27 protein-coding genes, 3 tRNA genes and 2 pseudogenes are annotated in these 26,733 nt (G+C 40.4%); 13 read left to right on the top strand and 19 right to left on the bottom strand.

Annotation, left to right across the window (positions count from 1 at the left end; genetic code table 11):
- Nucleotides 1-15: 15 nt before the first annotated feature.
- From MF4642_RS11425 to MF4642_RS11405, 5 genes are all read right to left on the bottom strand, one after another.
- Nucleotides 16-540, bottom strand: coding sequence for a hypothetical protein (locus MF4642_RS11425; protein ID WP_078426294.1), 525 nt, complete (start codon nt 538-540; stop codon nt 16-18).
- Nucleotides 540-2,960 carry a hypothetical protein gene (locus MF4642_RS11420; RefSeq protein WP_078426293.1) on the bottom strand — a complete coding sequence of 807 codons (2,421 nt, stop codon included), beginning with the start codon at nt 2,958-2,960 and terminating at the stop codon, nt 540-542. Before MF4642_RS11420 ends, MF4642_RS11425 begins: the two co-directional genes overlap by 1 nt.
- Nucleotides 2,960-3,493, bottom strand: a complete 534-nt coding sequence (locus MF4642_RS11415; protein ID WP_004684400.1) for a hypothetical protein — start codon at nt 3,491-3,493, stop codon at nt 2,960-2,962. Before MF4642_RS11415 ends, MF4642_RS11420 begins: the two co-directional genes overlap by 1 nt.
- Nucleotides 3,494-3,499: 6 nt before the next feature.
- On the bottom strand, nt 3,500-6,895 hold the full coding sequence (locus tag MF4642_RS11410) for a type VI secretion system Vgr family protein (RefSeq protein WP_078426292.1): 3,396 nt from the start codon (nt 6,893-6,895) through the stop codon (nt 3,500-3,502).
- 151 nt (nt 6,896-7,046) lie between these two features.
- Complete coding sequence (locus MF4642_RS11405; protein WP_078426291.1) at nt 7,047-8,747, bottom strand: NAD-dependent malic enzyme; 1,701 nt, start codon at nt 8,745-8,747, stop codon at nt 7,047-7,049.
- 273 nt (nt 8,748-9,020) lie between these two features.
- Here MF4642_RS11405 and MF4642_RS11400 point away from each other — a divergent pair, with 273 nt between their 5' ends.
- On the top strand, nt 9,021-9,620 hold the full coding sequence (locus MF4642_RS11400; RefSeq protein ID WP_078426290.1) for a hypothetical protein: 600 nt from the start codon (nt 9,021-9,023) through the stop codon (nt 9,618-9,620).
- An 8-nt stretch (nt 9,621-9,628) separates the two neighbouring features.
- On the opposite strand, the gene MF4642_RS11395 is transcribed toward MF4642_RS11400, so the two are convergent.
- Nucleotides 9,629-9,913, bottom strand: a complete 285-nt coding sequence (locus MF4642_RS11395; RefSeq protein WP_004684392.1) for a DUF2798 domain-containing protein — start codon at nt 9,911-9,913, stop codon at nt 9,629-9,631.
- A gap of 177 nt (nt 9,914-10,090) precedes the next feature.
- Between MF4642_RS11395 and argS the strand changes: the two genes are divergently transcribed.
- Both argS and MF4642_RS11385 read left to right on the top strand, forming a co-directional pair.
- Nucleotides 10,091-11,896 (top strand): arginine--tRNA ligase, encoded by a 1,806-nt coding sequence (gene argS / locus MF4642_RS11390; protein ID WP_078426289.1) that lies wholly within the window; start codon nt 10,091-10,093, stop codon nt 11,894-11,896.
- Between the two features lie 278 nt (nt 11,897-12,174).
- On the top strand, nt 12,175-12,777 hold the full coding sequence (locus MF4642_RS11385; RefSeq protein WP_078426288.1) for an SPOR domain-containing protein: 603 nt from the start codon (nt 12,175-12,177) through the stop codon (nt 12,775-12,777).
- Nucleotides 12,778-12,806: 29 nt separating this feature from the next.
- Here the strand turns inward: MF4642_RS11385 and MF4642_RS11380 are convergent, their stop codons facing one another.
- The 7 genes and pseudogenes from MF4642_RS11380 to MF4642_RS11350 all read right to left on the bottom strand — a co-directional run bounded on the left by MF4642_RS11380 (nt 12,807) and on the right by MF4642_RS11350 (nt 18,620).
- The gene (locus tag MF4642_RS11380; protein ID WP_078426310.1) at nt 12,807-13,406 is read right to left on the bottom strand and encodes an alpha/beta fold hydrolase; all 600 of its coding nucleotides are present in this window, start codon (nt 13,404-13,406) and stop codon (nt 12,807-12,809) included.
- Between the two features lie 14 nt (nt 13,407-13,420).
- Nucleotides 13,421-14,062: a glutathione S-transferase family protein gene (locus MF4642_RS11375; RefSeq protein ID WP_078426287.1), complete on the bottom strand. Its 642-nt coding sequence runs from the start codon at nt 14,060-14,062 to the stop codon at nt 13,421-13,423.
- 131 nt (nt 14,063-14,193) lie between these two features.
- On the bottom strand, nt 14,194-14,592 hold the full coding sequence (locus MF4642_RS11370; RefSeq protein ID WP_078426286.1) for an OsmC family protein: 399 nt from the start codon (nt 14,590-14,592) through the stop codon (nt 14,194-14,196).
- A 102-nt stretch (nt 14,593-14,694) separates the two neighbouring features.
- Entirely contained in the window at nt 14,695-15,642 is a 948-nt protein-coding gene (locus MF4642_RS11365; RefSeq protein ID WP_078426285.1) for a pirin family protein, read from the bottom strand.
- A 383-nt stretch (nt 15,643-16,025) separates the two neighbouring features.
- The gene (gene guaA / locus MF4642_RS11360; RefSeq protein WP_004684379.1) at nt 16,026-17,594 is read right to left on the bottom strand and encodes a glutamine-hydrolyzing GMP synthase; all 1,569 of its coding nucleotides are present in this window, start codon (nt 17,592-17,594) and stop codon (nt 16,026-16,028) included.
- A 147-nt stretch (nt 17,595-17,741) separates the two neighbouring features.
- On the bottom strand, nt 17,742-18,089 hold the full coding sequence (locus tag MF4642_RS11355) for a NirD/YgiW/YdeI family stress tolerance protein (protein ID WP_078426284.1): 348 nt from the start codon (nt 18,087-18,089) through the stop codon (nt 17,742-17,744).
- 126 nt (nt 18,090-18,215) lie between these two features.
- Nucleotides 18,216-18,620, bottom strand: a pseudogene (locus MF4642_RS11350) (DoxX family protein).
- 194 nt (nt 18,621-18,814) lie between these two features.
- On the opposite strand from MF4642_RS11350, the gene MF4642_RS11345 reads away from it, so the two are divergent.
- A complete protein-coding gene (locus MF4642_RS11345) occupies nt 18,815-19,453 on the top strand; it encodes a DedA family protein (RefSeq protein ID WP_078426283.1) in 639 nt (212 codons plus the stop codon).
- A 3-nt stretch (nt 19,454-19,456) separates the two neighbouring features.
- Here MF4642_RS11345 and MF4642_RS11340 read toward each other — a convergent pair whose 3' ends face one another.
- From MF4642_RS11340 to MF4642_RS11320, 5 genes are all read right to left on the bottom strand, one after another.
- Nucleotides 19,457-20,050 (bottom strand): LysE family translocator, encoded by a 594-nt coding sequence (locus MF4642_RS11340; protein ID WP_005401909.1) that lies wholly within the window; start codon nt 20,048-20,050, stop codon nt 19,457-19,459.
- Nucleotides 20,051-20,265: 215 nt separating this feature from the next.
- On the bottom strand, nt 20,266-20,655 hold the full coding sequence (locus tag MF4642_RS11335) for a hypothetical protein (RefSeq protein WP_078426282.1): 390 nt from the start codon (nt 20,653-20,655) through the stop codon (nt 20,266-20,268).
- Complete coding sequence (locus MF4642_RS11330) at nt 20,652-21,506, bottom strand: ParA family protein (RefSeq protein WP_004684373.1); 855 nt, start codon at nt 21,504-21,506, stop codon at nt 20,652-20,654. Before MF4642_RS11330 ends, MF4642_RS11335 begins: the two co-directional genes overlap by 4 nt.
- Nucleotides 21,507-21,591: 85 nt before the next feature.
- Nucleotides 21,592-21,984, bottom strand: coding sequence for a SirB2 family protein (locus MF4642_RS11325; protein ID WP_004684372.1), 393 nt, complete (start codon nt 21,982-21,984; stop codon nt 21,592-21,594).
- Nucleotides 21,985-21,998: 14 nt separating this feature from the next.
- Nucleotides 21,999-22,307, bottom strand: a complete 309-nt coding sequence (locus tag MF4642_RS11320; RefSeq protein ID WP_004684371.1) for a BolA family protein — start codon at nt 22,305-22,307, stop codon at nt 21,999-22,001.
- A 220-nt stretch (nt 22,308-22,527) separates the two neighbouring features.
- On the opposite strand from MF4642_RS11320, the gene MF4642_RS11315 reads away from it, so the two are divergent.
- The 3 genes from MF4642_RS11315 to MF4642_RS11305 all read left to right on the top strand — a co-directional run bounded on the left by MF4642_RS11315 (nt 22,528) and on the right by MF4642_RS11305 (nt 22,833).
- Nucleotides 22,528-22,603 (top strand) — tRNA-Gly (locus tag MF4642_RS11315).
- Between the two features lie 41 nt (nt 22,604-22,644).
- A tRNA-Gly gene (locus tag MF4642_RS11310) sits at nt 22,645-22,720 on the top strand.
- Nucleotides 22,721-22,757: 37 nt separating this feature from the next.
- Nucleotides 22,758-22,833, top strand: a tRNA-Gly gene (locus MF4642_RS11305).
- Between the two features lie 335 nt (nt 22,834-23,168).
- On the opposite strand, the gene MF4642_RS11300 is transcribed toward MF4642_RS11305, so the two are convergent.
- The gene (locus tag MF4642_RS11300) at nt 23,169-23,396 is read right to left on the bottom strand and encodes a helix-turn-helix domain-containing protein (RefSeq protein WP_078426281.1); all 228 of its coding nucleotides are present in this window, start codon (nt 23,394-23,396) and stop codon (nt 23,169-23,171) included.
- A gap of 115 nt (nt 23,397-23,511) precedes the next feature.
- On the opposite strand from MF4642_RS11300, the gene MF4642_RS11295 reads away from it, so the two are divergent.
- The 6 genes and pseudogenes from MF4642_RS11295 to MF4642_RS16690 form a co-directional block, all read left to right on the top strand.
- Entirely contained in the window at nt 23,512-23,721 is a 210-nt protein-coding gene (locus MF4642_RS11295) for a hypothetical protein (RefSeq protein ID WP_000122748.1), read from the top strand.
- 19 nt (nt 23,722-23,740) lie between these two features.
- On the top strand, nt 23,741-24,925 hold the full coding sequence (locus tag MF4642_RS11290) for a site-specific integrase (RefSeq protein ID WP_078426280.1): 1,185 nt from the start codon (nt 23,741-23,743) through the stop codon (nt 24,923-24,925).
- Nucleotides 24,915-25,163 carry a hypothetical protein gene (locus MF4642_RS11285; protein ID WP_078426279.1) on the top strand — a complete coding sequence of 83 codons (249 nt, stop codon included), beginning with the start codon at nt 24,915-24,917 and terminating at the stop codon, nt 25,161-25,163. The genes MF4642_RS11290 and MF4642_RS11285 overlap by 11 nt, the downstream gene beginning before the upstream one ends.
- A 72-nt stretch (nt 25,164-25,235) precedes the next feature.
- Nucleotides 25,236-25,772: a DUF1376 domain-containing protein gene (locus MF4642_RS11280; protein ID WP_078426278.1), complete on the top strand. Its 537-nt coding sequence runs from the start codon at nt 25,236-25,238 to the stop codon at nt 25,770-25,772.
- A 10-nt stretch (nt 25,773-25,782) separates the two neighbouring features.
- Nucleotides 25,783-26,529, top strand: a complete 747-nt coding sequence (locus MF4642_RS11275; protein WP_078426277.1) for an ATP-binding protein — start codon at nt 25,783-25,785, stop codon at nt 26,527-26,529.
- Between the two features lie 119 nt (nt 26,530-26,648).
- Nucleotides 26,649-26,733: pseudogene (locus tag MF4642_RS16690) on the top strand (IS5/IS1182 family transposase); the annotation flags it as partial.

Raw genomic sequence — 26,733 nt, 5'->3', positions numbered from 1 at the left:
GTTTTAGCTACATTACTAAGCACAACCTTCCATTAAAGTTAAGTTGCTATTTCCAACCTTAATACCGACAACAACACCATTTTCAACATCATAACGTGTTCCTAATTTTTTAGCGCTATCATTCCAATGAATAAGCGAATAGTCTTTTTTAGGATCACCATAGGGATTTTTTCTCTTATCTAAATTCTTTCCTGTATATTTTTCATATATCTCTTTTTCTGGCGCACCTACCTTTATGCCATTATAGGATCTTCTATTACTGTCTATAGAGGAAATAATTGAAATCCTATTATTCATGATTTGAAATTCTATATCCTCGTTCTTATTATCCTTTGCAATAAAACAATCACCTACACGACTACCATCAACCTCTGTCAAATTTTGACCATTATCTCCAATTTTAAAATTCTCAAATCCATCTTCACTAAAACCACTTAAAGAATTTCCATTTTTATCAAAAGTATTACATGCAGATAATAAAAAACAGAAACACACTATTTTTAAAAGTCTATCTTCTTTTATATATCTCATTAAAAACATTATATATCCTCTAAATTTGGATTAAAATTATGCAGGTGAACATGGTTATTATGTCCACTCCAACTCTTGGAATGTGGTAACAATTTATTTTCTTTAATTTTAACAGGATTAGAACCAAATAGTTTATATCCAAATTTATATAATGCATTTAAGAAACCAACATTTTTATCCCAATCAAAATGTTTATGGCTTGTATAAGTTAGTTCATTCATATGTCTATTATTAATAGCAATATACCTAAAGTCTCCATTTTCACCATTTAAGTGAGAGACACTATCTCCCGGTGACCCATCTTTACAGCTAAACCCTGAACCTGTATATTCAGCATACCCAAGGCTACACATAGCACCTAATACTGCAGAAAGAGCAGCTCCAGAAAGATAATATCTTCCATCTCCACTGTCTATTCTCCATAAATAGCCTATATTCCCATTTTTGTACTGTTTATGCTTTCTTTGATCAATCAAATATACCGAGCCTACCCCTTTAACTTTTTTAGAGCTCCATCTATTAGCTACATTAAAATTTGATTTTCCTAAATTATGAATTCCACCATTCTGATCATAATAAATAAATTCAGCAAAGCCTGTTGCTGCTTTATTCTCCCTTTTGATGACTCCACTATAATAAATATGATATCGAGTAGTATCACTTGTTACTGATGATTGACTGCTTACTGCAGTTAATGGCTTTCCTCCATTTTCAGTGTACGTATCGTTTTGCTTTGCTTGATTTTTCTTATCAGTCTCACTCTTAGCACTTTCTGCTTTTTCTTTCGCTTTCTTTTCTTGATCTTCTTTTTGTTTTTGCTGGTTTTTTAAATCTTCTACTTGCTTGAATTTTGCATCCGCAATTTCATACATTTTTGATGCTTGTATAGCATCATTATTAACTGTAAAATTTTGTATCTTAATTGATTTTTCAACCCGGCTTAAAACTAGACTTTTCCCTTTGACTCCAAAACCAAAAACAAAACCTGTTAACATTCGAATATTGATAATGCCAAGGCTATTTGTTCGTTTAGGAATTTCACGCCCCCTATAAAAAATACTAAATAGTGTATTTGGAATAGCATTACCATCATGTATAACTGAAACCTTAAAAGTATGTACGGGCAATTTTACTTTAATCGTTTGATTTTTTAATGCAGCACTGACTCTAAAGTGATGTATGACCTGTTTTTTCCCACTTCCTTCGACAGAAACCTCAATATCACGTCCTTCTTCTGCAATAATCCCTTGTTTAACGCCAGTACCATCAGCTGTATGCTTTTTAATATTACCCTTATAAGTAAGATAAAAATTCATATTTGAAATTGGCTTAGCAGAGTCACCTTCGACAATTTGAATATTAAAACTAACATTTTTTTGTATCGAATTTTTATCAGTTTCATCTTTAGAGGTAGAAGACTGTGCTTGTTCATTTCTTACTTCTTGAGGTGTTTTATTAGTCTGAGGCCTTGGGTGAGGGGTATTATTTTCTTCTAGAACAGTAGGGTAACTAGCAACTTTAAAATCATTTAAAATTGCCTTTTGCTTCTCATTTGCTTTTTGAATAATGCTATTTGACTCTTTTCCGTCAGCGACAATTTTTATTGCAGTGTCAGGATTTCTAACAATAACTGGCAAGTTACCATTTTCATCACTATTAACTCTAACTCTTGTTTCCCCCGAAATATATTTACCATTATTTTGAGAGACGATGGTCACTTTTTTATTTTTCAGCTCTAAACCAGAGCTATCTTTTAAAGTAATATAGATTTTTCTTTTGCAACAATTTTCTAAGTCAAAACCTCCAAACATCGATATATATGAGGAAATATGCGTACCATTTGCATCAGATACAGCAGATTTTTGCTTAAATTGAGGTGAACCAAGAAAAGTAGCCAACCCTCCTTCTCCCATCAAGTGTGCACCAGCAATTGCTCCCGACTCTGTTACCTCAACCCCATTAATAATTTGTCCATAATATTGGTTAAAATCTAACATCCTCATACGTTTACACAAATGATTAATCCAATCATTTACTGCCATTAATTGTAATTCAGGTTTTGTAAGAAAATCATTAAGTGAATAGATTCCATTTTTACCAGACCACTCTCCTTTCCAGTCATTTTTACCAAAAGTTGATCTAATAGTATTTATTTTCCCCCGCTCTTTTTCTGGGTTTAACTTTCTAAAATCTACACCTAGATCCCCTAAGTAATATCCTGTTTCAAATAATGCAGATTCACCCATTTGAAAAAATCCACGGTGCCCCCCTGCACTTTTTTTAGCTGAAGCTATTATATTTATCTTATGATTTGGACTTAACTTTAAATCAGCACTAGACTCTTTATAACTAACAGCTTGTATAAAACCATTTCTATTCAAATTAAAATCTTGCACCGTACCATCTTTAAATCTTATTATTTTATTCATCACTTAAACCTATCATACATTTTATATTTTAAAATATTACTAATAGATGTTTCTTTAAATATATAACCATTTAGAACTGATGCAATTTTTATATCATCACCTATTTTTCCGCAAGATAAATTCACATCAACCTGATCTTCTTTTCTAAATCCATTTTTAATATTTTTTTGGTCTATCTTCCTTGAATAAGCAAATGAATTACCCTCATTATAAATCATAATAAGATCAGTTCTATCATCCTTCATATCAGCCCAGTAAATATAGTAATCTTTATTTTTATATTGGATATGATTACATATCCCTGTAGACATCCAATTTTTATCTTTGAGATTAAAACCAATTTTTCTTGCTACTTTTTTATTCTCATTACTAAAACCTTCTTCCCAGATATCGAAACATTGCACATCTGGTAGAACACGTATTTGTACAGCTGGCTCACTCCAATATTTCATACACTCGTTAACGTTTTCCGCATATAAATTCATGCTATTCAATAGAATATATGAACCTAGCACTATCTTTAACGTCTTCATTTTAACTTAATCCTTGAGCCCAAAATTTTCAAAATCTAATTTCAAATCATCATCTTCATTTAACTCTTCAGCAATCTGCCTATTGTTATGATCATGTTCATCATCACCGCCACAACAGGTTTCATCCGGAAACTTACTTTGGTCTTCTGTAATTTTCTCCTCTATAAGCTGTAATTTATCGGAGCTATTATTACTCTTACCAAGTAGAAGAATTTCAACGTTATCCGGATTATCACTAAAGATCCTTTCTGTCCTTGCAAACTGATCAAGAAAACCGATGTATTCTGTTTTCTTTGCATGATTAATAACTTTATATTTGAACCCGTCTTTCAACAGATCATTATTAATCAACTCACTGAAATCAAAGCGTCGACTAAAGATTCCACTCTCAGGCATTTTAGGTAATTCAGCATTTACTATGGCCCCCCCCACAAAACTATGCTGCCCCGCCTTACTTTCAAACTTTCCACCTGTTGTCGTAAAAATCCCATCCCCATTAATTTTGAGCTGTGAACCACCAGCAGTCAGTACAATTTCTTTCGGACTGGTTATTTCTATTTTATCTTCTGTTGAAATTAACTTAATCACCTTACGCGCAATCGCCTCTATCGCATCATCTTGTGCCTGTAATTCAACTTTTCCTTTTGCAGCAAATGCTTTTAGCCCTTTTTGTGCAGCAAATAAGCTCACTTTATCCTGTGCATGCGCAATAATATTCTTCTGAGCACTTAAGTTGATGGACCCCTGTGCACTTTCAGCGATGTCTTGAGAAGCCTGTAAAACAATATCTTCAGGTGTAGTTAAGGCAATACCATTGGGGGAAGCCAGCAGCATTAAAGCCTGACGAAAGATCTTCGCTTGAGCTTGATTCTGAGTATCCTGCGTTTGCTCTGCCTCTTGAGCATATGTCTCCATAAAGCCTTGCATGGAGCCCAATGCCTGCATGGGATTAACATTCAGTTTGCTGCCTTTATTAAAGCTTCCGCAGGCACTGGTCAGGTCAAAGTCTTTCATCTCAACATTGGCAATCACTTTGCCTACATCTTTTAAAGCGGCGAATGGATCTGCGTTCAATTTTTCTTTAACGCCTTGCAACTGACTTTTCAAAGCATCTGTGCCATGTTCTTCGAGGTTATCGATAAAGGCTTTTAAATTGCCTATTGAAGCCTCTGCATCCCGAAAATAGTCTTTAAATTCATTGATCAAATTGTCCGTATCTTGACCAAATTTTTGAATATCCTCAAGAAAACCACCGCACGTTTTTAATGCCGAAATCGGATCCTGACTAACTGCGGTTTTAAATAAACCAACGGTTGCTTGGAGTGCTTGATTAGCGCCTTTTAACTCTACAGACTGAATCAATTTAGGCAGACGATTGACCACATTCAATGCATCAGTCTGTTGTTTAACAGCCAAAGTACTTAGCATGTGCATACTGTCATGACCTTGCTGCAAGATGGACTGGGCTTCTGATGCAGCCAAATGATCCGCAACCGCTTGATCCTGTGCATAGGTACTAATCAAGAGACCTTTGCCTGCGCGCATGGCTCCCCATTGATCCGTTCTTAACTCAAAACCCTCACCACGCCCATCACTGTTCTCAGTTTCTTTTGGATGACTGAGATTGCCAAGGTTGAGCTGACTCGCTCCATGACTGCTGTGTAGCTGCACACTAATTTGCCCTGTCGTATCATCAAAACGCAGTTGGTTAAAGCCTTGCCCTGCAACCTCTTGTGAACGAATCCCACTGAGTTTTTTTGTCGCAGGTAATGCCCCCTTCACATCAAACATGGTTTGATGGCGCTCGGCCTCATGAATACGCCCTACGACAAAGGGTCGATCAACATCTCCCTCAAAGAAGTCTATGACCACAATTTCTCCAACACGCGGATGAAAACGTGCGCCATACCCCTCACCCGCCCATGGAGTCAATACATCGACCCATGCCGAGTCCGTGTCATTATCATTTGCACCCGCGCCACCATCATGGGCATGATCATCACTACGCGTAAACATAAAGCGAACTTTAATCCGTCCCCAAGCATCCACATAAATTTCTTCCCCTTCAGGCCCGACGACTTTGGCACGTAAAGGATAGGCTGCTGGACGGTGTATCCACGCTTGATATTCAGGAACAATTTTGACCTCACGGCGTACGACAAAGAGTTCATTGGCTTGCCGTTCCTCATTCAGACCTTGCCAGCGACTTCCTTTTAATAACAGATTGATTTGCTGTAATAACTCTTTGGGTAAATTATTTTGGTTATAAAAAACTTTGCCTAAAATGAGAAATTCACGCTCTGCGGACACATGCTGTTCTATTTCAGGATGATCCACCATTTCAAACCAATAGCCCACTTGCGCATCTCGAACGCTACTTTTTGCTGTGAAATATTTGGCCTGAAGCTCATGATATTGGTTCAGTTGTTGGTTGAGACGATCTAGTTGACTGCTATTAGCAGACGTGGCCTGATCCTCACCTTGTAGATCAGCCGTCCATGCTGGACTGACACACCAGACTTGTTCCAGACCCAAACTTTCATTGTCTTGTTGATCACTATGCTGATGTGCACTCAATACAGCCTGACTCTGATCTTGAGCTAAATGTTGCGCTTGCCAACGCTGCGTCTGTACCGTGGTGGATTGTAAGTGACGTTCAGCAATAAAACTGGTGATGCTATCAAAAGGCTCAGTGGCATGGCTGCGGTGGAAACGAATCGTACGACGACCCAATGCTGTAAAAGCTTGATTATCATCCATCAAACGAAGTTGCTGTGCCTGAATCGGTTCCGACGAACTGAGCACCATCGGAGCTTGTTCATCAATCAACCAATTAATCCCTTCACTCCGCCATAGTCGAGTGAGAAATTCAGCGTCGGTTTCATTAGACTGCATGACAAAGGGTCGTACATCATAATCACGGCTCAAACCGTCTAAGTTCAGGCTTAAGCTGGCTGCAAATAATGTACTGTGACTTTGCCACTCGCTAAACAGAGTTTCAGTGATTTCACGAACACTTTTGCTCATAAACACACGACTGTTTCTGCGCTTATGCCACAGCGCTGTTGCATCTTCAATCGTCAGTTTATAAACAGTTAACGCGCCATCACTTTGCCCCTGACTGGCACTGGTAATCACCCCCGTCAGACGAGAAAGCTGCCCCACATCCGTGACCTGATCAACCGCGACTCGCCCACCAATGAACTGTTTTAAAGGCAAATAAGCATTGGTCGATAAACATAGGATTTCAGCTTTTAGGCCCTGATTAATGCGATGTTCACCCTCAATCCGCTGAATAAACACCTGTGTGTTCAAAGCCGAATTGGAAAAATGAATATGCAAAGCACGTTTTTGTGAGCCGAATCCAAAGGATTCCAGCATTTTATAAATAGAATTGAACATGATCATTGTTAAGTTATTGGTTTTTATACTTGTGCGCGGAGTGTACAAAATGTCTTTTTTTTAATCTAGTAAAATAATGTTAATGAAGACGCAGCTCTCAAAAAACAAAAAGGAGCATTACGCTCCTTTTTGTTCAATCTCATTTTCAGCTTTAGAAGGCAACACGTTTATAGTGACGATACTCTGGCTTCCAAAAGTTTTTCTCAATCGCGTGTTGCAATTGCTCATCACTAATAATTGGGGCTACACCTGCATCCATTGCTGCTTTGGCCACTTTGAAGGCTATCAGCTTAGAGACTTTCTGAATTTCATCAATCTCAGGCAATAAATCTGCTGTAGGGTTCACGAGCATCGGTGAGCAATCTGCCAAAGCATTACTCGATGCAATCAGCATCGAATCGGTCACACGGGTTGCATTGGCCGCAATCACGCCCAACCCAATGCCTGGGAAGATATACGAGTTATTACATTGCGAAATATTATAAATTTTGCCTTGATAATTGACAGGAGCAAAAGGACTGCCTGTCGCTATCAAAGCCTTGCCGTCCGTCCAGTGAATAATATCTGCTGGCACGGCTTCGACACGCGAAGTGGGATTAGACAGTGGCAATACAATCGGACGATCACAGTTCGAAGCCAAAGTACGAATCACTTCTTCAGTGAATAAGCCCGGCTGACCCGATACGCCAATCAATACGGTAGGTTTGGCATTCTTCACGACATCGAGCAGTGAAATCACCTCTTCAGCATTGCCCCATTGCGCTATCACGTCTGGCTTTTGCGCCAATTTACGTTGGAAATCGAGCAGGTTCGGCTGATTTTCAGTGATCAAACCAAAACGATCGACCATATATACGCGTGCACGCGCTTCGGCATCAGTTAAACCTTCAACCTTCATCTGCGCAACAATTTGCTCAGCAATCCCACAGCCTGCTGAACCCGCACCTAAGAAGGCAACGGTTTGATCTTTGAGCTGTTTACCTGCCGCACGTGATGCAGCAATCAAACTGCCCACAGAAACGGCTGCGGTACCTTGAATATCATCATTAAAACAACAGATTTCATCACGGTACTTATTCAATAAAGGCATGGCATTATTTTGCGCAAAATCTTCAAATTGAATTAAGGCTTTCGGCCAACGACGCTTGATCGCAGCAATCACTTCATCAACAAAAGCATAGTACTCATCACCACTGATACGCGGTTGATTCCAACCCATATAAATCGGATCATTCAGTAACTGCTGATTATTGGTGCCGACATCGAGGGTAATCGGTAACGTATAAGCTGGGCTAATACCACCACACGCGGTATAGAGCGACAATTTTCCAATGGGAATACCCATTCCGCCAATGCCTTGGTCGCCCAAGCCTAAAATACGCTCGCCGTCGGTAATCACAATGACTTTGACATTTTTCTTATTGATGTTATGCAAGATGTCATCAATATGCGCACGGTCTGGATAGGAAATAAATGTGCCACGATGGCGGCGATAAATATCCGAGAAACGCTGACAAGCCTCACCCACCGTTGGAGTATAAATAATTGGCATCATCTCACTTAAATGGTTTTCAATGAGGTGATAGAACAAAGTTTCGTTGGTGTCTTGAATATTACGCAAGTAAATGTGCTTATTGATCGCATCATTAAAAGCACAATATTGTTGATAAGAACGCTGACTTTGTTCTTCAATGCTTTCTTCAACATGCGGAATTAAACCATGCAAGTTGAAGCGAGTGCGCTCTTCTTCCGTAAACGCCGATCCTTTATTTAACAGCGGTAACTCAAGTAAAGTATTGCCCGCATAAGGGATGTATAAGGGTTGTTTTGTCTTTAAATATTCTGTCGTCATTACCTATCTCGTTATACATAGATTTAGATGAACCTATGGGGAGAATCTATGCATCTAATTCGGCTACTAGCTTAGCGCCATTTGCGCATCTTTTGATATTTATAAGCGTGATGCAATTATCAAAGCGATTTAGTCTGAAAATAAAAATCAAACCGACGCAACGCAAAAATCAAGTTTGCGGCAGTCTTTTCGGTCAAATAGCGCATGGATAAAATTTGAACTTGAATAAAGCTCAAGCTAAGCTAACGCTTTTATTTCTTCTTTATATTAAAAATGATCATCAAAAAACTAATGTTGTTGAGCCTTACGTATCTTTGCCTCACACAAATTACAGCATGCCAATCCATTTCTACGGCGCAAACGACAGTGAGTGATAAAATTACAGGACTATTTGCTCATAACGAAAAACTGCCTGAAATCGATCCCAAAGGCATTGTTGATATCAGTAAAGCCACCATCGAGCAATATGAGCAACTCAGTGCAAATTTACCCTTGAACCAATGGGTCTATTTGGAAAATGAAAAACAAGGGATTTATCAGCTACAAAACAAATCGACCGAAGGCTTTGTACTCTCACTACGTCTGAATTGTAAAAGCAGCAGTCATCCCCCTACGTTTGAGCTTCAAGATGCGCAAGGCAAACGTATTTTATATGGCTATGATAAAGAAGCAGGACAGATTCAGTTTTTACTCGACAACAAAAACTATGGCAATCCCTTTGATCCATTTCAACGCCAAACCCTAAGTCGTTTTCAACAACAGCTTGCCAGTGCCAAAGTGATTAAGCTCTTTCATGCCGGCAAACTGTATCGTTTTCAAAACCAAAATGCGGAACTCCTAAGCAAACCTGTCTCATGCCGTGAAAATAGCTAAAATGGAGGTTATTTGGGTGGGTTCAAATGTGACATATCGACAAACACACCGGTCAAACGGCGCACAATCGGTAGCACAATGAGCACTACAGGATAGGCCACCACCCAAGACATCATCCATGCGGACAGCCAAACCTGTAGGAAATTGTCCACCCAGCCCAAATTGCGCCAAAGATTGATCATTGAGATAATGCCACTCATAAAAAATGAGATAAAAAACGGCAAAATAAACATGGCATATTTTGCTGGTAACTTGGGAATATTGCCAATGATCATCGGTCGCTGTTCAGACACGTTTTATCCTTAAAAGTATGCGTTTTAGTTTTCATCATACTGCGCTTTTCATGTTTATTGCAGAGCAATCGTTAGCAGTTTTTGAACATTTTTTATTCTATAAAAATGGATTCACCTAAAGACGCGGAAATTTGCTATATTTAGCGTTTTTCTGCGACATTAAATTTTCGACTGAATATGAACACGGCAATCCAAGCAGCTCTCGAGCACGCAGTACAAAACCTTCAAGCTGAAGGTATCCTTCCAGCAGACTGGAACAACAGCAGTACTTTGACGCGTACCAAAGACCGAAGCCACGGGGATTTCGCGTCCAATATCGCGATGATTGCCTCTAAAGCTGCGGGTATGAAGCCTCGTGATTTAGCCGAAAAAATTCTTGCTGCGCTGCCAGAAGTGGCGGACATTAGCAAAGCAGAAATCGCAGGTCCTGGCTTTATTAACTTCTTCTTAAATGCCGACCAACGTTTTGCTGTACTTGATCAAATTCAAGCGCAAGGCAATCAGTTTGGTCGCACGCAAGCCAATGCTGCGAAAAAAATTCAAGTAGAATTCGTTTCTGCCAACCCAACCTCGAGCTTGCACGTTGGTCATGGTCGTGGCGCAGCCTATGGGATGACGGTTGCAACCTTGCTTGAAGCAACAGGTGCAACGGTAGACCGTGAATATTATGTGAATGATGCAGGCCGTCAAATGGACATCCTTGCAACATCCACCTATTTACGCTACCTCGAATTAACAGGCCAAGAACTGGTTTTCCCTAAAAATGCCTATCAAGGCGATTATGTTAAAGAAATCGCGCAAAGTATTATTGATGCTGATGGTGATGCCTACGTCCGCCCTGTAGCAGACGTCTATAAAGATGTCCCTGAAGATGTGCAATATGCAGAAGAACTCGATGCTGAAGGCAATAAAGTTGTCCTTTCAGGCGACAAAGAAAAGCACATTGATGGTCTAATTCATAATTCACAAAGCCTAATCGGTGAAGCTTACCGCGTATTCCACCAAGCAGCGCTGAATGCGATCTTAGATGACATCAAAGATGACTTGGGCGAGTTTGGTGTAACCTTTAACCAATGGTTCAGCGAAGCCTCATTGACAGGCAAAATTGATGAAGCTTTAGAAACTTTAGAACAACGTGGTTTCTTATACGAAAAAGACGGCAACATTTGGTTCAAATCGACTGAATTTGGCGATGAAAAAGACCGTGTTGTGAAGCGTCGTAATGGACAAACCACTTACTTTGCTTCTGACATTGCTTATCACCTGAACAAATTACAACGTGGCTATACCGATATCATTGATATCTGGGGCTCAGACCACCATGGCTATATTTCACGGGTCAAAGCAGCCATTGATGCCTTAGGTTATGATTCGAAAAAACTGACTGTGCTTTTAGTTCAGTTCGTCAGCCTATGGCGTGGTGGTGAGATGGTACAAATGTCATCTCGTTCTGGTCAGTTCGTGACTTTACGCGACCTGCGTAAAGAAGTGGGCAACGACGCTGCGCGTTTCTACTACGTGATGCGTAAGTCTGAGCAACACATTGACTTTGACTTAGACCTTGCAGTTTCACAAAGCAAAGACAATGCGGTGTACTACATTCAATATGCGCATGCACGTGTCAATCGTATGGTCGATGTGAAAGCACCTGAAAAAGGCATTAGTTTTGATCGGAACAAAGTAGCTGATTACGATGCGACCTTATTAGTTCTTGACGCTGAAACTGAAATTCTTGCCAAACTTGCGGCCTATCCTGAAATTGTGCTTCGTGCTGCAAATAGCTATGAACCACACCAAGTGGGTAACTATTTGAAAGAACTCGCAGCGTTATTCCATGGTTGGTATAACTTGGATAATACCAGAATTATCGACGAACAGAATATTGCCCTTTCGCAAGCCCGTTTATTACTTTCAATAAACGTACAACAAGTTTTGCGTAATGGTTTAGAGTTACTAGGTGTGTCTGCACCTGAAGCCATGTAATAAGTGAAGCAAAGCTTCACACATGGCTGCAAGACCGAAAGCTATGCTTGAGGTAACGATGTAAAAAGCAACGCTTTGCACATCGCCGCAAGATGAAGGGCTTTGCCCGAAGTAGCCATATCAACTCTAATGTATTTCTCGCTTTGTGAAACTTGAATTTTGCAAAGCGATTCTTTATTTTACGATGACGCCTCTTTTAATCCCTTGAGGCCAAGTATTAAAATAAAGAAAAGAATGGGCCAGTCCCTCATATTGATTAAAAGAAAAGAGGTTTCCACGTGTTTGGAAAAACGCAGCGCGGTGTATCTGAAAGACCGAACAAACCCAAAAAGCCACTGATTCCAGCTTGGCTCGGTACACTTGTGGTCATTTTAATCGTGCTCTGTTTTGCTGTAGCACTGTTACTGTGGAAACCTTGGGCACCAGTGAAGCCGAAAGGTCAAATCACTTCGGAACATTATCAAGAAGAAACCAATAAAGACTACCGTTTCTACGACTTACTGCCACAGCAGCAAGTGACGCCAATTCCTGATCAAGCCATTCCTGAAACCAAAGATAATCCAAGCACCGTGGTGATTGTTGAAGCACCTGCTGCCGAAGAAAGTATCCCTGCTGAACCGGGTTTAACCGAAGCAGCACCGACACCGCAAGCGCCAAGTTTTATATTGCAAGTCCGCAGTTACCCTGACCCAGACAGTGCCGATGCACGTCGTGCAGAAATTATCTTAAATGGTCTCTCTGCCGATGTCGTCAAAACCGTTGAAGGTGGCCAAACATGGTATCGCGTGATTTCAGGGCCATATGACTCGCAAGAAGCCGCGGTGATTGCACAGCAAACCCTACAACATAGCGGGATTGATTCGATTGTGGTCAAACGCTAAAACAAAAAAGGATGCCTCGGCATCCTTTTTTATACTCTGAGTTTGACGAGAAAATTTTCAATCAATTGCGCAACGTGCGCCGCATGCACATAAGCTAAATCATGTTGACCCTGTGACACGATATGCAATTCAGCATGTGGTATTTGACGGTGTAAGGCCTGCCCCACCGCAACAGGGCTAATCGGATCTGCATCGCCCCAAATCAACAAAACTGGACACTGGATACGCTCCAGACTATCCGTCAAATCAGACTGATGCTGAACAAACCAATCAGGAACCATAAAGCTCTGTTGATAATCCTCTCTCCAATCCTTCACCTGAAAAGGACTTAAATCAATACCGCCTGAGGTTGCCACAAGTACCAAAGCCTGCACCTGCTCAGGTTTTTTTAGGGCAGCTTGTACTGCAAAAATGCCGCCCATGGATTGCGCAATAACCACAGAAGGCTGTTGGATTTGATTCAACACATCGGCTTGTAAGCCTTCAAAACTTTGCACATCCACATCATCAGCATAACCACCAAAGCTCGGATAAGCGACGACTATAGTTGAATCGTCCTGTAGGAGTTGGATAACAGGTTGCCAAAATGCCGTATTGCCCGATGCACCGGGCAAAAAAATCAGGTTCAAATCATCACCACCCACTAGAAACCACTGAGCTCTTTGGCTTTTTTAAATGCTGGGCGCTGCTGAATGCGCTGTGCATAAGCAACCATTTGAGGGTTATGGGCTTTTACCCGCTCTTGCATCGCCACCACAGGAAAGCTCATTTGAATATCAGCAAAGGAAAAATCACCTGCAAAATAGTCATGTTGAGATAAATAATTTTCCAAATATGCACTGTGCTCTTTCAAGCGTGGATTAATAAAGCCACCTTTCACCCCATCACAAATTTTATTGGCAATCGGTTTAATTAGAAAGGGAACATGCTTGGATACATTACTCATCACCAAAGTCATGACCAAATATGGCATCAACGAGCCTTCGGCATAATGCATCCAGTAGTTGTATTGCATTAAATCCTTTGGATTTTGCGGTTTAAACTTGTGCTCCGTATCGTAGGTGGCTTGTAGGTATTCCAAAATAACCGCAGATTCTGCTATGACCAAATCACCATCGGTCAAAACAGGTGCTTTACCTAAGGGATGAATGTTTTTTAACTCAGGTGGCGCAGCATAGGTCGGTAGGCGTTTATAAAACTTCACCTCATACTCCAGCCCTAACTCTTCCAAAGCCCATAAAATGCGTAAAGAGCGTGAATGTTCCAAATGGTGCAGGGTGATCATTGTTTTACCTTTTGTTTTAATTGAAATCTAGCACTCACTTTACGCTAAAATTTGGATTTTGCATCTGTCGATACACATGAATACCCAGTCGCGCAAAATCCTTTACCGCCTATAAAAAACCATCAAGCGAGTTAAACAATTGAGGTTTCAATCTCGACGGAACGTAATAAAGTTTTAGTGACTGGTGTTTTTTGACAGATGTCTAAGATTTTTTGGTGTGCTTCTTCTGTCAATGTTTGCTCAAACGACAAACGACGGCTGATCCATTCTCGGCCTTCTTTATTGGCATTAAAATCTGCTTCGACACTAAAAGTCCCCCACTCAATACCTTTGTGCTGCGCATACATCCGTAGGGTAATCATGGTGCAGGAAATCAAACCTGTACAAATAAAGTCATAAGGTGCAGGGCCTTTATCTTGACCGCCAAAAGACGCTGGTTTATCGGTAATGAATTGATGTCGTCCACTGCTTACTTCACCAGACCATGCTTCGACGCATGTTTTGACTTCCGCATTCGCAATTATTGCCATTTTTTTATTATCCTATTTTTCATTGATATTATTTTGAATAGGTTTCAAGTATTGAAACTATCCACCTATTCTGTTGTTGAACGACTTGTCGCAGTATTCAATTTATTTTGAAGCACGCATTTGGTCTGGAAATGCCGGAGCTTCCAAGCGCGGGCCTTCATAGTCAGGAATGAAACCAAAACGTTCATCTTGTGCAATCCACTGATCACGCGCAATTTTCAATTCTTCTTGAGTACGACCAACAAAGTTCCACCACAGTAAAATTGGACTTTCAAACGGTTCACCACCTAACAGTAACAAGCGGCTGCCAGCATGAATTTCAATTTCAATCGCACTTACACCCTGCTCGAGCACCACCATATTGTCTTCCGTCAGTTCGTGCCCATTGACCGTAGCCGTTCCTTCTAAAGCCATAAATCCATACTCAAAGTTTGGATTGAGTGTTAAACGGGTTTTGGTGCTTTCTGCTGCGCTTAAGTCCACCCCTAATAGCTCGGTATAAACACTCACAGGTGAGGTAGTATTTAAAAACGCTCCGACCAAAACGGTAAATTCCACCCCATCTTTTTCCACCACTGGCAGTTCTGGATAATGATCGAAACGCGGTGCAACAGCAATTTGTGCATCAGGCAATGCAATCCACAATTGTGCTGCATGCATTTTGGTTTCTGTATCTGGTGCGACTTCCGTATGGGAAATCCCGTGTCCTGCGGTCATGAGGTTGACCTGTTTTGGACGAATCAACTGTTTGCTGCCCAAACTGTCGGTATGCATCATGGTGCCTTCAATCATCCATGTAAAGGTTTGCAAACCGATATGTGGATGTGGGCCAACATCTAAACCGTCCCCTTGAGGGAAGGTTACAGGGCCTGCGTGATCTAAGAAACACCATGCACCAATCATTCGTTTATGGCGACTTGGCAGCGCGCGTTTGATGACCGTCCCTTGGCCGATTTCAGCACTTCTCAGTGGAAACTCTTGAATGAATTGATTTACGTATTTTTCACAGTCATCCGAATGTGAAAGTTCAGTATAGTTATTATTCGTCATGTGCTTACTCATTACAGATCCATATGTCCTAGATCATAACAAGCAGATTCCCAACTGCACATCCCTAAAAATAGAATGCTGATTCTTAAACTTGGGACAATATCTTGTGTTTTCAAAACCTAACTACAAGACAATGAGTGGATGTAAAAATGTTGTTACATCTTTCTCCCTATATGCCTTAGTAGTTCATACGCATCTACTCAAACTTTATTAGAAAGTATAGATATTACGATTCCGAATGACTCACTTCATCCAAATAATCAAACACCATAAAAAAAAGAGCGCCTAAGCGCTCTTTTTCAAAAAGTAATTTTCGTCAACTGCCGCGAGCATAGCTCTTGGCGTAATTTAGGCAAGAAGCTTCGCTTCTTGAAAGCCCTAAATTACTCCCATTCAATCGTTGCTGGTGGTTTAGACGACACGTCATAAACAACACGAGAAACATCTTTAATTTCGTTCATGATACGAGTCGAAATTTTATCGACAAGATCATAAGGAAGATGTGCGAAACGCGCTGTCATAAAGTCAACCGTTTCAACGGCACGAAGTGCAATCACCCATGCATAACGACGCCCATCACCTACGACGCCAACAGATTTCACAGGTTGGAATACAGCAAAGGCTTGTGCAGTTTTATCATACCAACCGCTAGCACGAAGCTCTTGCATGAAGATGTCATCTGCAAGACGTAAAATGTCTGCATATTCTTTCTTCACTTCACCCAAAATACGCACGCCCAAACCTGGACCTGGGAATGGATGGCGATATAGCATTTCAAACGGTAAACCTAAAGTTGTGCCTAAACGACGTACTTCATCTTTAAACAAATCACGGATTGGCTCAACCAATTCAAAAGCTAAGTCATCTGGTAAACCACCCACATTGTGGTGAGATTTAATCACATGAGCTTTACCATTTTTAGTTGCAGCAGATTCAATCACGTCTGGGTAAATTGTCCCTTGAGCAAGGAAGTTTACGCCATCAAGCTTACGCGCTTCTTCAGCAAAAACTTCAATGAACTCACGACCAATGATTTTACGTTTCTTCTCAGGATCAACTTCACCAGCAAGTGCAGTCAAGAAACGCTCTTCCGCATCGGCACGAATCACACGGATACCCATGTTTTTCGCAAACATGTCCATCACTTGTTCGCCTTCGTTCAAACGAAGCAAGCCGTTGTCAACGAATACACAAGTCAATTGATCGCCAATCGCACGGTGTAAAAGCGCAGCAACCACTGATGAATCAACACCACCCGACAGACCTAAAAGAACTTTTTGATCGCCAATTTGTTGACGTAATTGTTCAACGCGTAAGTCAATGATGTTTTCAGAGTTCCACAGGCTACGACAGCCACAAATGCTGTGTACAAAGTTAGATAATAACTCTGCACCTTTTGCAGTGTGCGTTACTTCTGGGTGGAACTGAATCCCGTAAAAACGACGCGTTTCATCAGAAACCATCGCCACTGGACAGCTTGGTGTGCTTGCAGTGATTTGGAAACCTTCAGGAATCGCTGTCACTTTGTCACCATGACTCATCCAGACTTTAAGTTGGTCTTTGGTGTCTTCAAGATCACCAATCAACTTGTCACGAACTTGAATGTTTACTTCGGCATAACCGAACTCATGTACAGTACCCGGCTCAACTTTACCGCCAAGCTGTGCAGACATGGTTTGTAAGCCATAGCAAATACCCAAAACTGGTACACCTAAGTTGAACACAACTTCTGGCGCACGTGGGCTGCCTTCTTCGTGTACGCTCTCAGGACCACCTGATAAGATGATACCGTTTGGATTAAATGCACGAATGTCTTCTTCAGACATGTCATAGGCATACATTTCAGAATATACACCAGCTTCACGTACGCGGCGTGCAATAAGCTGGCTATATTGAGAACCGAAATCCAAAATAAGGATACGATCTTCAGTAATTTGAGTATTGGTAGTCATGACAAACAACTATGAAAGGCAAACGAATATAAGCGCCGTATTCTAGCATTTTTCCGCGCATAACGCACATAATTCGGACAAGCTTTATACAACGCTTAAAACCCAATGGTTTTTATATCAAAAAGCACGCTTTCGCGTGCCTGATGTTTATTTCAAAACTTTTTCTATTTTAACGACTTCAATATCAGTCGGTTTATAACGATGTGTATCCACCTCACCGACCACCTGTACTTTATCGCCTGCTTTAATATTGGATGCTTTCCATAAATGGTCATCAATATCCAGCAAAATAACCCCTGTACCATCGCTGAACTCGTAGTGGTCTTCATTGAGATGTTTCAGCAGCGTGCCTTTTAAGGTGACCGCAGTTTCATCTTTGAGCTTTGCAATGGCTGACACAGAGACATGGTTCTTTGCAGCTTCTTGTAAAATGATATGATCATCTTTGGCCCATGCGCCAGCGGCAAGACTTAAACTTGTAATACATAACCCTATTTTAAAAAGATTTTTTCATCTTATTTTCCTCATGTTTTATTGATCTTGATCAAAAAAAATAACGTCCACACCGTACTTTTTTGTAAATAAAAAAGCAGCATCCTGCATGCTGCTTTTCATTTTGAATTATTTTTCAATCAAATGATCTAGACTCATTTTTCCTGCACCATGCAGGATTAGAAACAATAGACCACCTGCCATGGCAAAATTTTTCATAAAATTAATGCTGGCTTGTGCGCCATCGTGAAAAATAAACGCGGTAATAACACTAAATAGGTCTAAGCCAAACGCAGGAAAGTGGGCTTGAAAACCAAATAACAGCGCTAAGCCACCACCAAACTCAACTAAAATGGTTAAAGGTAATAGCGCTCCAAGCCCCCATATACCCTAAAGTTACGCTATAAGCTGAAATTTTTCCCTAGCTTGCAACAAGAGAATATAAGCCATCAGTACACGGGGAATTAAAGCTAAAACTACATCTGTATTGGGTTGATTGATAATATTTTTGGCCACAACATTTCGATTAAATATTTTTACACCTTTAAATACGTTTTATTTGAAGTTGTAGCTATCTTAATGTTCTCTATTTTTAGAATAAATATCCATTTTCATCACACATACTTTTAAGATAAGAACACTGATAGCTAAATTTATTTACGTTTTAATACTGACTTCTGATAACGAGACTGCTAGGATTTCCGCACTCTTTTGCTTATTTGTGCCCCATGGAACTGATTGATTTTATATTACATGTCGATGACCATCTGCTTGAGTTTATCACCAACTATGGGGTTTGGATTTATGCAATTTTGTTTCTCATCATCTTTGTGGAAACAGGTTTGGTGGTCATGCCGTTCCTACCCGGCGACAGTTTATTATTTGCCGCAGGTGCATTAGCTGCATCCACAGGTGCAATGAATCCGTGGACTCTTGGTGTTTTACTTTTTATCGCGGCCGTACTGGGCGATACGCTGAATTATCACATTGGTCGTTATATTGGACCGCGCGTTTTTGAAATCGAATCCCGTTTCATCAATAAACAACATCTGATTAATACACAAAAATTCTTTGAAAAACATGGTGGTAAAACCATTATTTTTGCGCGTTTTATTCCTTTTGCGCGGACTTTTGCACCTTTTGTAGCAGGTGCAGGAAAAATGGATTACAAATTTTTCCTGTCTTATAACCTAATTGGCGCATTCTGCTGGATTGGTTCATTCATTACTTTAGGCTATATTTTTGGTAATGTGCCTGTGGTCAAAGACAATTTCACGCATCTGATTTTCGGCATTATTATTATTAGCATCTTGCCGGGAATCATTGGTTTTATTCGTGCCAAATTAAAGAAAAAAATCAACCACTGAAGCTTAAGCAAAAAAACGTAGAATCACGGGAAACATACACACCACCAACAACATGGCCGATCCTTTATATAAGAGATCGGCTTTTATTTGTTTGGACTCACCCGATAAAATGGCACGGCCAAAAGACATCCAGAACAGTGCCGTTGGCAATAACACCAGACTAAACACCGCAAACACCAAAAAGAAATTGGTCGGATTATCCCAAGCTTCATAGGGAAAAATACCTGCAGCAAATAAGACCGCTTTCGGATTTTTCAAAGTAGAAAAAAATAATTGTTTAGGTCGAATCGAGGTAAAACGTTGATTATGTTTTTCTAAGTGCGAGCTTTTCCACAAATGAAAAGCCAACCAAAATACATAAACTGCACTGAGTGCATGTAAAAGATCAATCAGATAAGGCCAAGTCGGTGTACTGAGATGAATCAGGAGTGCCCATAAATTGATGGCATAGAAATACCCAAACAGTTCTGCGGGTACAAGTAAGCTGGTCTTCGCAAGACCTTGCTGATGTGCAGAGCTTGCGAGTAAAGCATTGGTCGGTCCCGGAATCATCAAGACAGCAATCATTGCCAATACAAACAGCCAACTCTCAATCATAGACATCCAACAACAGCATTAAAGATGCGCAATTTAGCCGAAAAAGAGCGGTTTCCTCAAGTCAAAGCGGAAAAAAACACAGAACCCATGAGGTAGAAAAGTGCATGGTGAAACCATAGTCTGTTGTTTTATTGAAATTATTTCCGAAACATTTTGCTAAGATTTTAATGGCTGCTGAAAGGTTGAACCCTTCAGCAGAATGAATAAATGCGGCATTAATTCGTCTTATTTTGCACGGTAATTGCACAGCCTTTGAATTTTGCAGCTTGTACAATCGCCTCTTGCTGACCCAAAAGTCGTGAAATTTCAGTTTTTTTGGTATTCGATGATTGTCCTATATTCACTGAAACGCTTGGACCAAAGCCCCAACCGCCACCATGACTCCATCCACCACCCAGACCTAGACCCACGCCGACACCCGTGCGTTTTGCAGTAGGTACACCTTCATCTAAATGTTGCTGAATCCGATTATATTCCGCTTGTAACTGTTGGCAGTTCAAAGCTTGATACTGTGTAGGAGAGACATAAGTCGGTTTAACCGTTGTGGCACAGGCACTCAATAACAGCGTACAGCCCATTAAAAAAGCAATTGTGATCTTTTTCATGCTGAATCTCGCAATTTATTATTCTCAATCTCATTGAACAATGATTGATAGGCCTGCGTCAATTTATGATCGTGTGCCAAATGAATCAAGGGTAAATTTTTGTGATGCGATTCTTTCATCAGCACCGATGGAGGCAACATACTTTCTAATACAGGAAGACCTTCATCCTTCAGCTGTTGCACCACTTCACGCGGAAGTTTGGCTTGCGCTTGGAACTGATTCACCACAATGCCTTCAATTTCTAAATGATCATTATGATCGTCTTGAGTTTCGAGTACATTTTCGATCAAAGTTTGCAGTGCACGTTTAGAAAAGACATCACAATCAAACGGAATCAGGACTTTATTAGCTGCAATCAGTGCCGACAAAGTAAAGAAGTTAAAGGCTGGCGGTGTATCGATATAGACACGATCATATTTTCCGGCAAGCTGTTGTAACGCATCACGCAGTTTATAAATTTTATGTTTTGACTCTAAAGCATAAGCCAATGCCCCGAGGCTTGGGCTGGCTGGAATCACATCCAAATTTTTAAAAGGGGATTGGTGCACATAACTTTCTAAGCCTTTAGCACGCCCTTTGAGGATCGAACCAATGGCACTGCCCAATAGACTTTTATTTTGAGTCGTTCCAAGTACTTCTTCAAAATAGTTTTCAATATTGGGTTCTAAGGCTGGCTTGTCTGCCGAATACGTTGCGTCATCGCCCAATACATACTGGCTCGAATTCGCTTGCGGATCGAGATCAATCAGTAAGGTTTTTAAGCCTTGATGTGCACTAATTGCCGCTAAATTCACTGCAATACTGGATTTGCCGACACCACCTTTTTGATTAAATACCACACGTGTATGCATAAAATCCCCTCCATCTTGTTATTTTTCCGCTATAGATAGCAGTGTAGCGCAGAACAATCGCTGTGCCGATGATTATGTCTAACAATTAGCCAAAGTTTGGTTTAATCATGACTAAACCTAAAATGGATATCATCGCTACCACCGCCAAGAATAACCCCACTCGGCGCTGTGTAAGTAAAATGCTGTCTTCTTTTTTATAAGCTTTCGACAAAGAAGATAACATCACTAAAAATAAAACCACTTTGGCATAAAACCATGTTTGCACATCAAAGTTTTTCATCACTAAAAGTGCAACCCCAGTCAGTACAATCACCAGCATGCTTAAGTGCTGAAGAGCAACAAAAACTGTTCGACCTGCTGGATTGGGTTGATTGCCTTGAACGCCTTTAAATAATGTCAGGGCACGCGCCAAAATCACGACACATGCCAAGCTGACCGCACACATATGCACGATCTTAATCAATAATTGTGTTTCCATAACTGAATCTCTGCTTAGCTTTTCGGGGCATGTACGCAATTTGGACTAGAAGTGTCTTGTCCTTGCCATTCTTCAGGTAGAAAGGCATGAATAGCTAAAGCATGAATTTTACCTGGACTGAGTAAGTCTCCTGCTACCGCATAAATTTTTTGATGGCGCTGAACTAAACGTAATCCCTCAAAAATATCACTCACCACGATTACTTTAAAATGTGACTCTTTCCCTGGAAAATAACCGCCATGACCAGAAGATTCATTCACAACTTCTAAATATGATGAGGAAAGCTGTTGTAAGCGTTCAATCAATTGCTGCTCCAAGCTCATACCTGTCTCCAAAAATAATGATTCGTTCAGAGTATACCTGTTCCTTCGAGATGTTGAATGCGTAAAACTCTTTTCACTAACATGAGGCACAACGTTTCGTGAACAAAAGTTAAAAAAGCTCAATACGCAGTCTAAAACTGGCTTTATTTTATGCAATTAAACTCAGCTTTTTCATAAAGCTATTGACCCTGAACTTGCTTGCTGTATCATACAGCGCTATGCGGGAATAGCTCAGTTGGTAGAGCACAACCTTGCCAAGGTTGGGGTCGCGAGTTCGAGTCTCGTTTCCCGCTCCAAATTTTTTTCAGTGTAAGTTTTAGCAAAAACTGCTCAATACGCGGGAATAGCTCAGTTGGTAGAGCACAACCTTGCCAAGGTTGGGGTCGCGAGTTCGAGTCTCGTTTCCCGCTCCATTTTTTAGTGTAAGTTTTTATAAAAACTGCTCAATACGCGGGAATAGCTCAGTTGGTAGAGCACAACCTTGCCAAGGTTGGGGTCGCGAGTTCGAGTCTCGTTTCCCGCTCCAAATTTAAAAGGCCCTAGTCGAAAAATTAGGGCTTTTTCTTGTTGATTTTATTATATTTTTTAAAATTCCGCCTTCCTTTGTAATTCAATTCAATAAAAAATATTCTTAATGTAATTTGTATTTTGTGACCAAGATGTGACCATGGCGTGCCCACGACAATAAAAATGGTCTTAATTGATCTCAAATGCTCTCATTTCATCACTACTTTTTAGCCCCCCTCAGAGCTTTTTTGGCTGTAAAAAAAACACCAAACTCTTTTCAAAGTACAGTTTTTTTACCAATCGTTCAATGATTTGTGACCATTTCACTTTTTGATGTGACCATTTGTGACCAAACTATTCATTAACATATTGTTCTTTATTGTCTTTTTCAAAAATAAATAAATCTCCTACCTGCACATCCAAATAATCGCAAATACGATCGATAGTCTCTAAATCAATTCGAGTCAATTCGCCATTATAAAGCTTATGCAAAGTTGTCTTGTTAATGCCTGTGCCACGAATTAAGTCAGCTACACGCATTTTTCTTTCAGCCAACAATATTGGTAGTTTACAAATAACCATTAATTTTTCCTCTAATACAATGAAAATTTAATTGCATTTAATTAAATTTGAGGTTATTTTAGATCTAAGGATGAAAAATTCATTGCATCCGATGAATTACGCTAGGAATACAATTATGTCATATACCTATCTCACAGCCCAGCAACTGGCTGAAAAAATCCAGTACGACGCTCGTACTATTCGCAACCAGCTAAAGGACAGTGTCTTTATCGAAGGTGTTCACTACATCCGTCCTTTCGGTGGTCGCAAAATTCTTTTTGTTTGGGAACGCATTGAAACTGAAATGCTTAAATTCACTGGTTTAAGCATGGATGCCTTGCAATAAGGCTTAGGAGGTTTAACTCATGGCTACCATCCGGGAACGAAGTGGCAAACTGATTGCAGACTTTCGCTACATGGGCATCCGTTGCAGAGAAACAACCAATCTTGAAGACAATGCTTATAACCGACGCATTTTGAAAAAACGTCTCGAGCAGCTTGAAGCTGAAATTACTTTGGGAACTTTTGAATACGAAAAGTACTTTCCAAAAAGTAACCGTGTTGAGGAGTTTAAGGAAAAAAGAAGTCAGCAAATTGCTGTACAAACCAAAGTACCTCTTTTTAAAGAGTTTACTGCACTGTGGTTTAAACAGAAACAGATTGAGTGGAGAACATCCTATCAACACAAGGTTTCAATTATTATCAAAAATTACTTGATTCCTGCTTTTGGTAATCAGGTTCTCTCGAAAATCAAGAAGTCAGACTTGCTGAACTTCCGTGCCTCTCTCGCCAAAGTGACACACGGAAAAGATCAGACAAGTCTGAAAGCATCGAGAATCAATCAAATCATGACGCCTTTACGTATGATACTCAATGATGCGGCTGAACGATACGAGTTTGAGTCGCCTTATAAAAATATTAACAATCTGAAAGAAAGTAAGATTGAAGTCACTCCCTTTTCTCTGGAAGAGGTACATAAAATTCTTACCACTGTTCGTGATGATTTTAAGCCTTATTACACTGTTCGATTTTTCACAGGTATGCGCACCAGTGAGATCGATGGATTGCAATGGAAAAATGTGGACTTACAACGTCGGGAAATCCACATTCGTGAAGCATTAGTGAATGGGGAGCTTGGTGGAACCAAAACTTATGGTTCTGACCGTACCATCCAAATGAGTGATCGGGTTTGTCAGGCCTTTCTGCAACAGAAAAGCTTAAATAATGGTAAATCAGAGTTTGTCTTCTGTAACCGCGATGGTGAACCTCTCGATTATCGTTTAGTGAATAAACGTGTCTGGCATCCCCTGCTACGCTATTTAGGACTAAAGCCTCGTCGTGCTTATCAAACACGTCATACTGCTGCAACGCTCTGGCTGTCGGCAGGCGAGAATCCGGAATGGATCGCACGCCAGCTGGGACATTCAACCACTGAAATGCTGTTTAGGGTCTATAGCCGCTACATTCCAAATGTTACACGTCGCGATGGTAGCGCTTTTGAAGCCATGCTGGAGAGACTTAATACAGAGGAGCTTGCCCATGAAAAGTAAAGCTTTCTTTGGCGGCGTAGTCGTTAGTCCAGAAGCAGATATGGTCGCGCGTGAACTCATTCACGAGTTACATATTCCCAAACTTCACAATCTAGCTTTTTTGTTGGAAATCAATAAATGCTTCGATGATCACCAGGCGTTGAGACTCTGGTTACAGCGAATGTTGGATGAAGGGCAAGCCCATTACGATGACTTGGCCCAACAGGCCCGTCTCCGCTTAATGAGTCTCGCTCACTAATAAAACAAACACAGACAGAAGGTCATCCAATCGATGACCTTAGCCCCTCTATACCTATAAAAAGGTGAAAATATGCATAAAGATATTTCAATTTGGATGCCACTCTATATTGGCGACTTACAGGCAAAATTCGCACGAATGACCGCAGAACAAATTGGTGCAGCACTGCTGTTAATGATGGATTTCTGGAAAAATGGGGCTATTCCTCATGATTTAGCGACCGTATGCAGCATCACCAAGTTATCGCAACATACCAAGGCTAAAACTTTGTTGAATACGCTGATAGCCCTGGAATTGTTTGAAGTCGAATCTGAGCAGATTCATTCAAATTTTTTAACCAGTTTAAAAAGCCAGGCATTGCAAAATCAACAAATGAAATCTGATAAAGCTAAAAATGCAGCTCAAGCACGTTGGGGGAAATCCGCAAGTAATGCTCAAGCATCAACCAAGCAACGAAAAGTAAATACTCAAGCAGCTCCTGAGAAGAGCCCGAGTATTACTCAAGTCATGCTTGAATCATGCCCTTCATCTTCATCTTCATCTTCATCTTCATCTTCAAATTTTGAAGAAAAAAATGAGAGTTTTTTAGAAAATTCAAAATGGATTTAGGAGATCAGCCATGAAAACCATGCTTAAAACGCTCCAGTTTCGCGCAGAAACAACGGAAACACTTTGCCCTACCCATCATATACCCCTGATGGAAATCGCCGGTCACAGGCTCTGTAAATTGTGTGTCAAAGAAACCGTCCAACACTCACATGCAGCCTATGAGAATGAACTGCAACAGCGATTGCTAAAACAGAAAATTAAAAATTCAGGGCTCAATAAACGCTACCTGGATCGGGGCTTCAAGAATTATGTAGTTGCATGCCCTGCACAAGACAATACCATCAAACTATGTCAGGCCTTTGCACAGCAGATTATTTCTGACCACAACCCGAACATGTTGATGATTGGTACACCAGGTACAGGTAAAACCCATCTGAGTGCATCAATTATTCGTAACATTCTGCATAACAGTACAAAATCTGCACGCTACTATACCAGTGCAGAAATTGCTCAAAAAATGATGGACACTTGGTCAGATGCTTCACGCTCTGAAAAGGAAGTCATCGACCATTTCTCCAGCTTTGATTTATTAGTGATTGATGAATATGGCCTGCATGACCGGCATGAAAAACCCCTGGAGATGGTACATAAGGTTTTGTATAGTCGTTATGACAACATGAAATCTACCCTTCTGATTTCCAATTTCACAGTCCAAAATATGCAGCGAGATTTAGGTATCCGATTATGGTCACGATTACATGAAAACAATTTGATTGTAGTACCGTGTTATTGGGATGATCAGCGGATAACCAAATAATACGACTCTTTACTTAAGCCAATTATCTCGCTGAAATAATTGGCTTTTATAATTAGATTTTTCAAAATTGCATTAATTAGACCTCTTGCGAAAGTAAAAACCACCTCAATATAAATTTCATGAGATATCAGAAATTAAATCGTTTTTCAGATTCTGAATTCAAACGCTTGGTTGGCGTACCTCGACATGTTTTTACTGAAATGG

Source organism: Acinetobacter sp. MF4642, from assembly GCF_002018925.1.
In the GTDB taxonomy this organism is placed as follows: domain Bacteria; phylum Pseudomonadota; class Gammaproteobacteria; order Pseudomonadales; family Moraxellaceae; genus Acinetobacter; species Acinetobacter johnsonii.
This window is presented reverse-complemented; position numbering and strand designations above follow the sequence as displayed.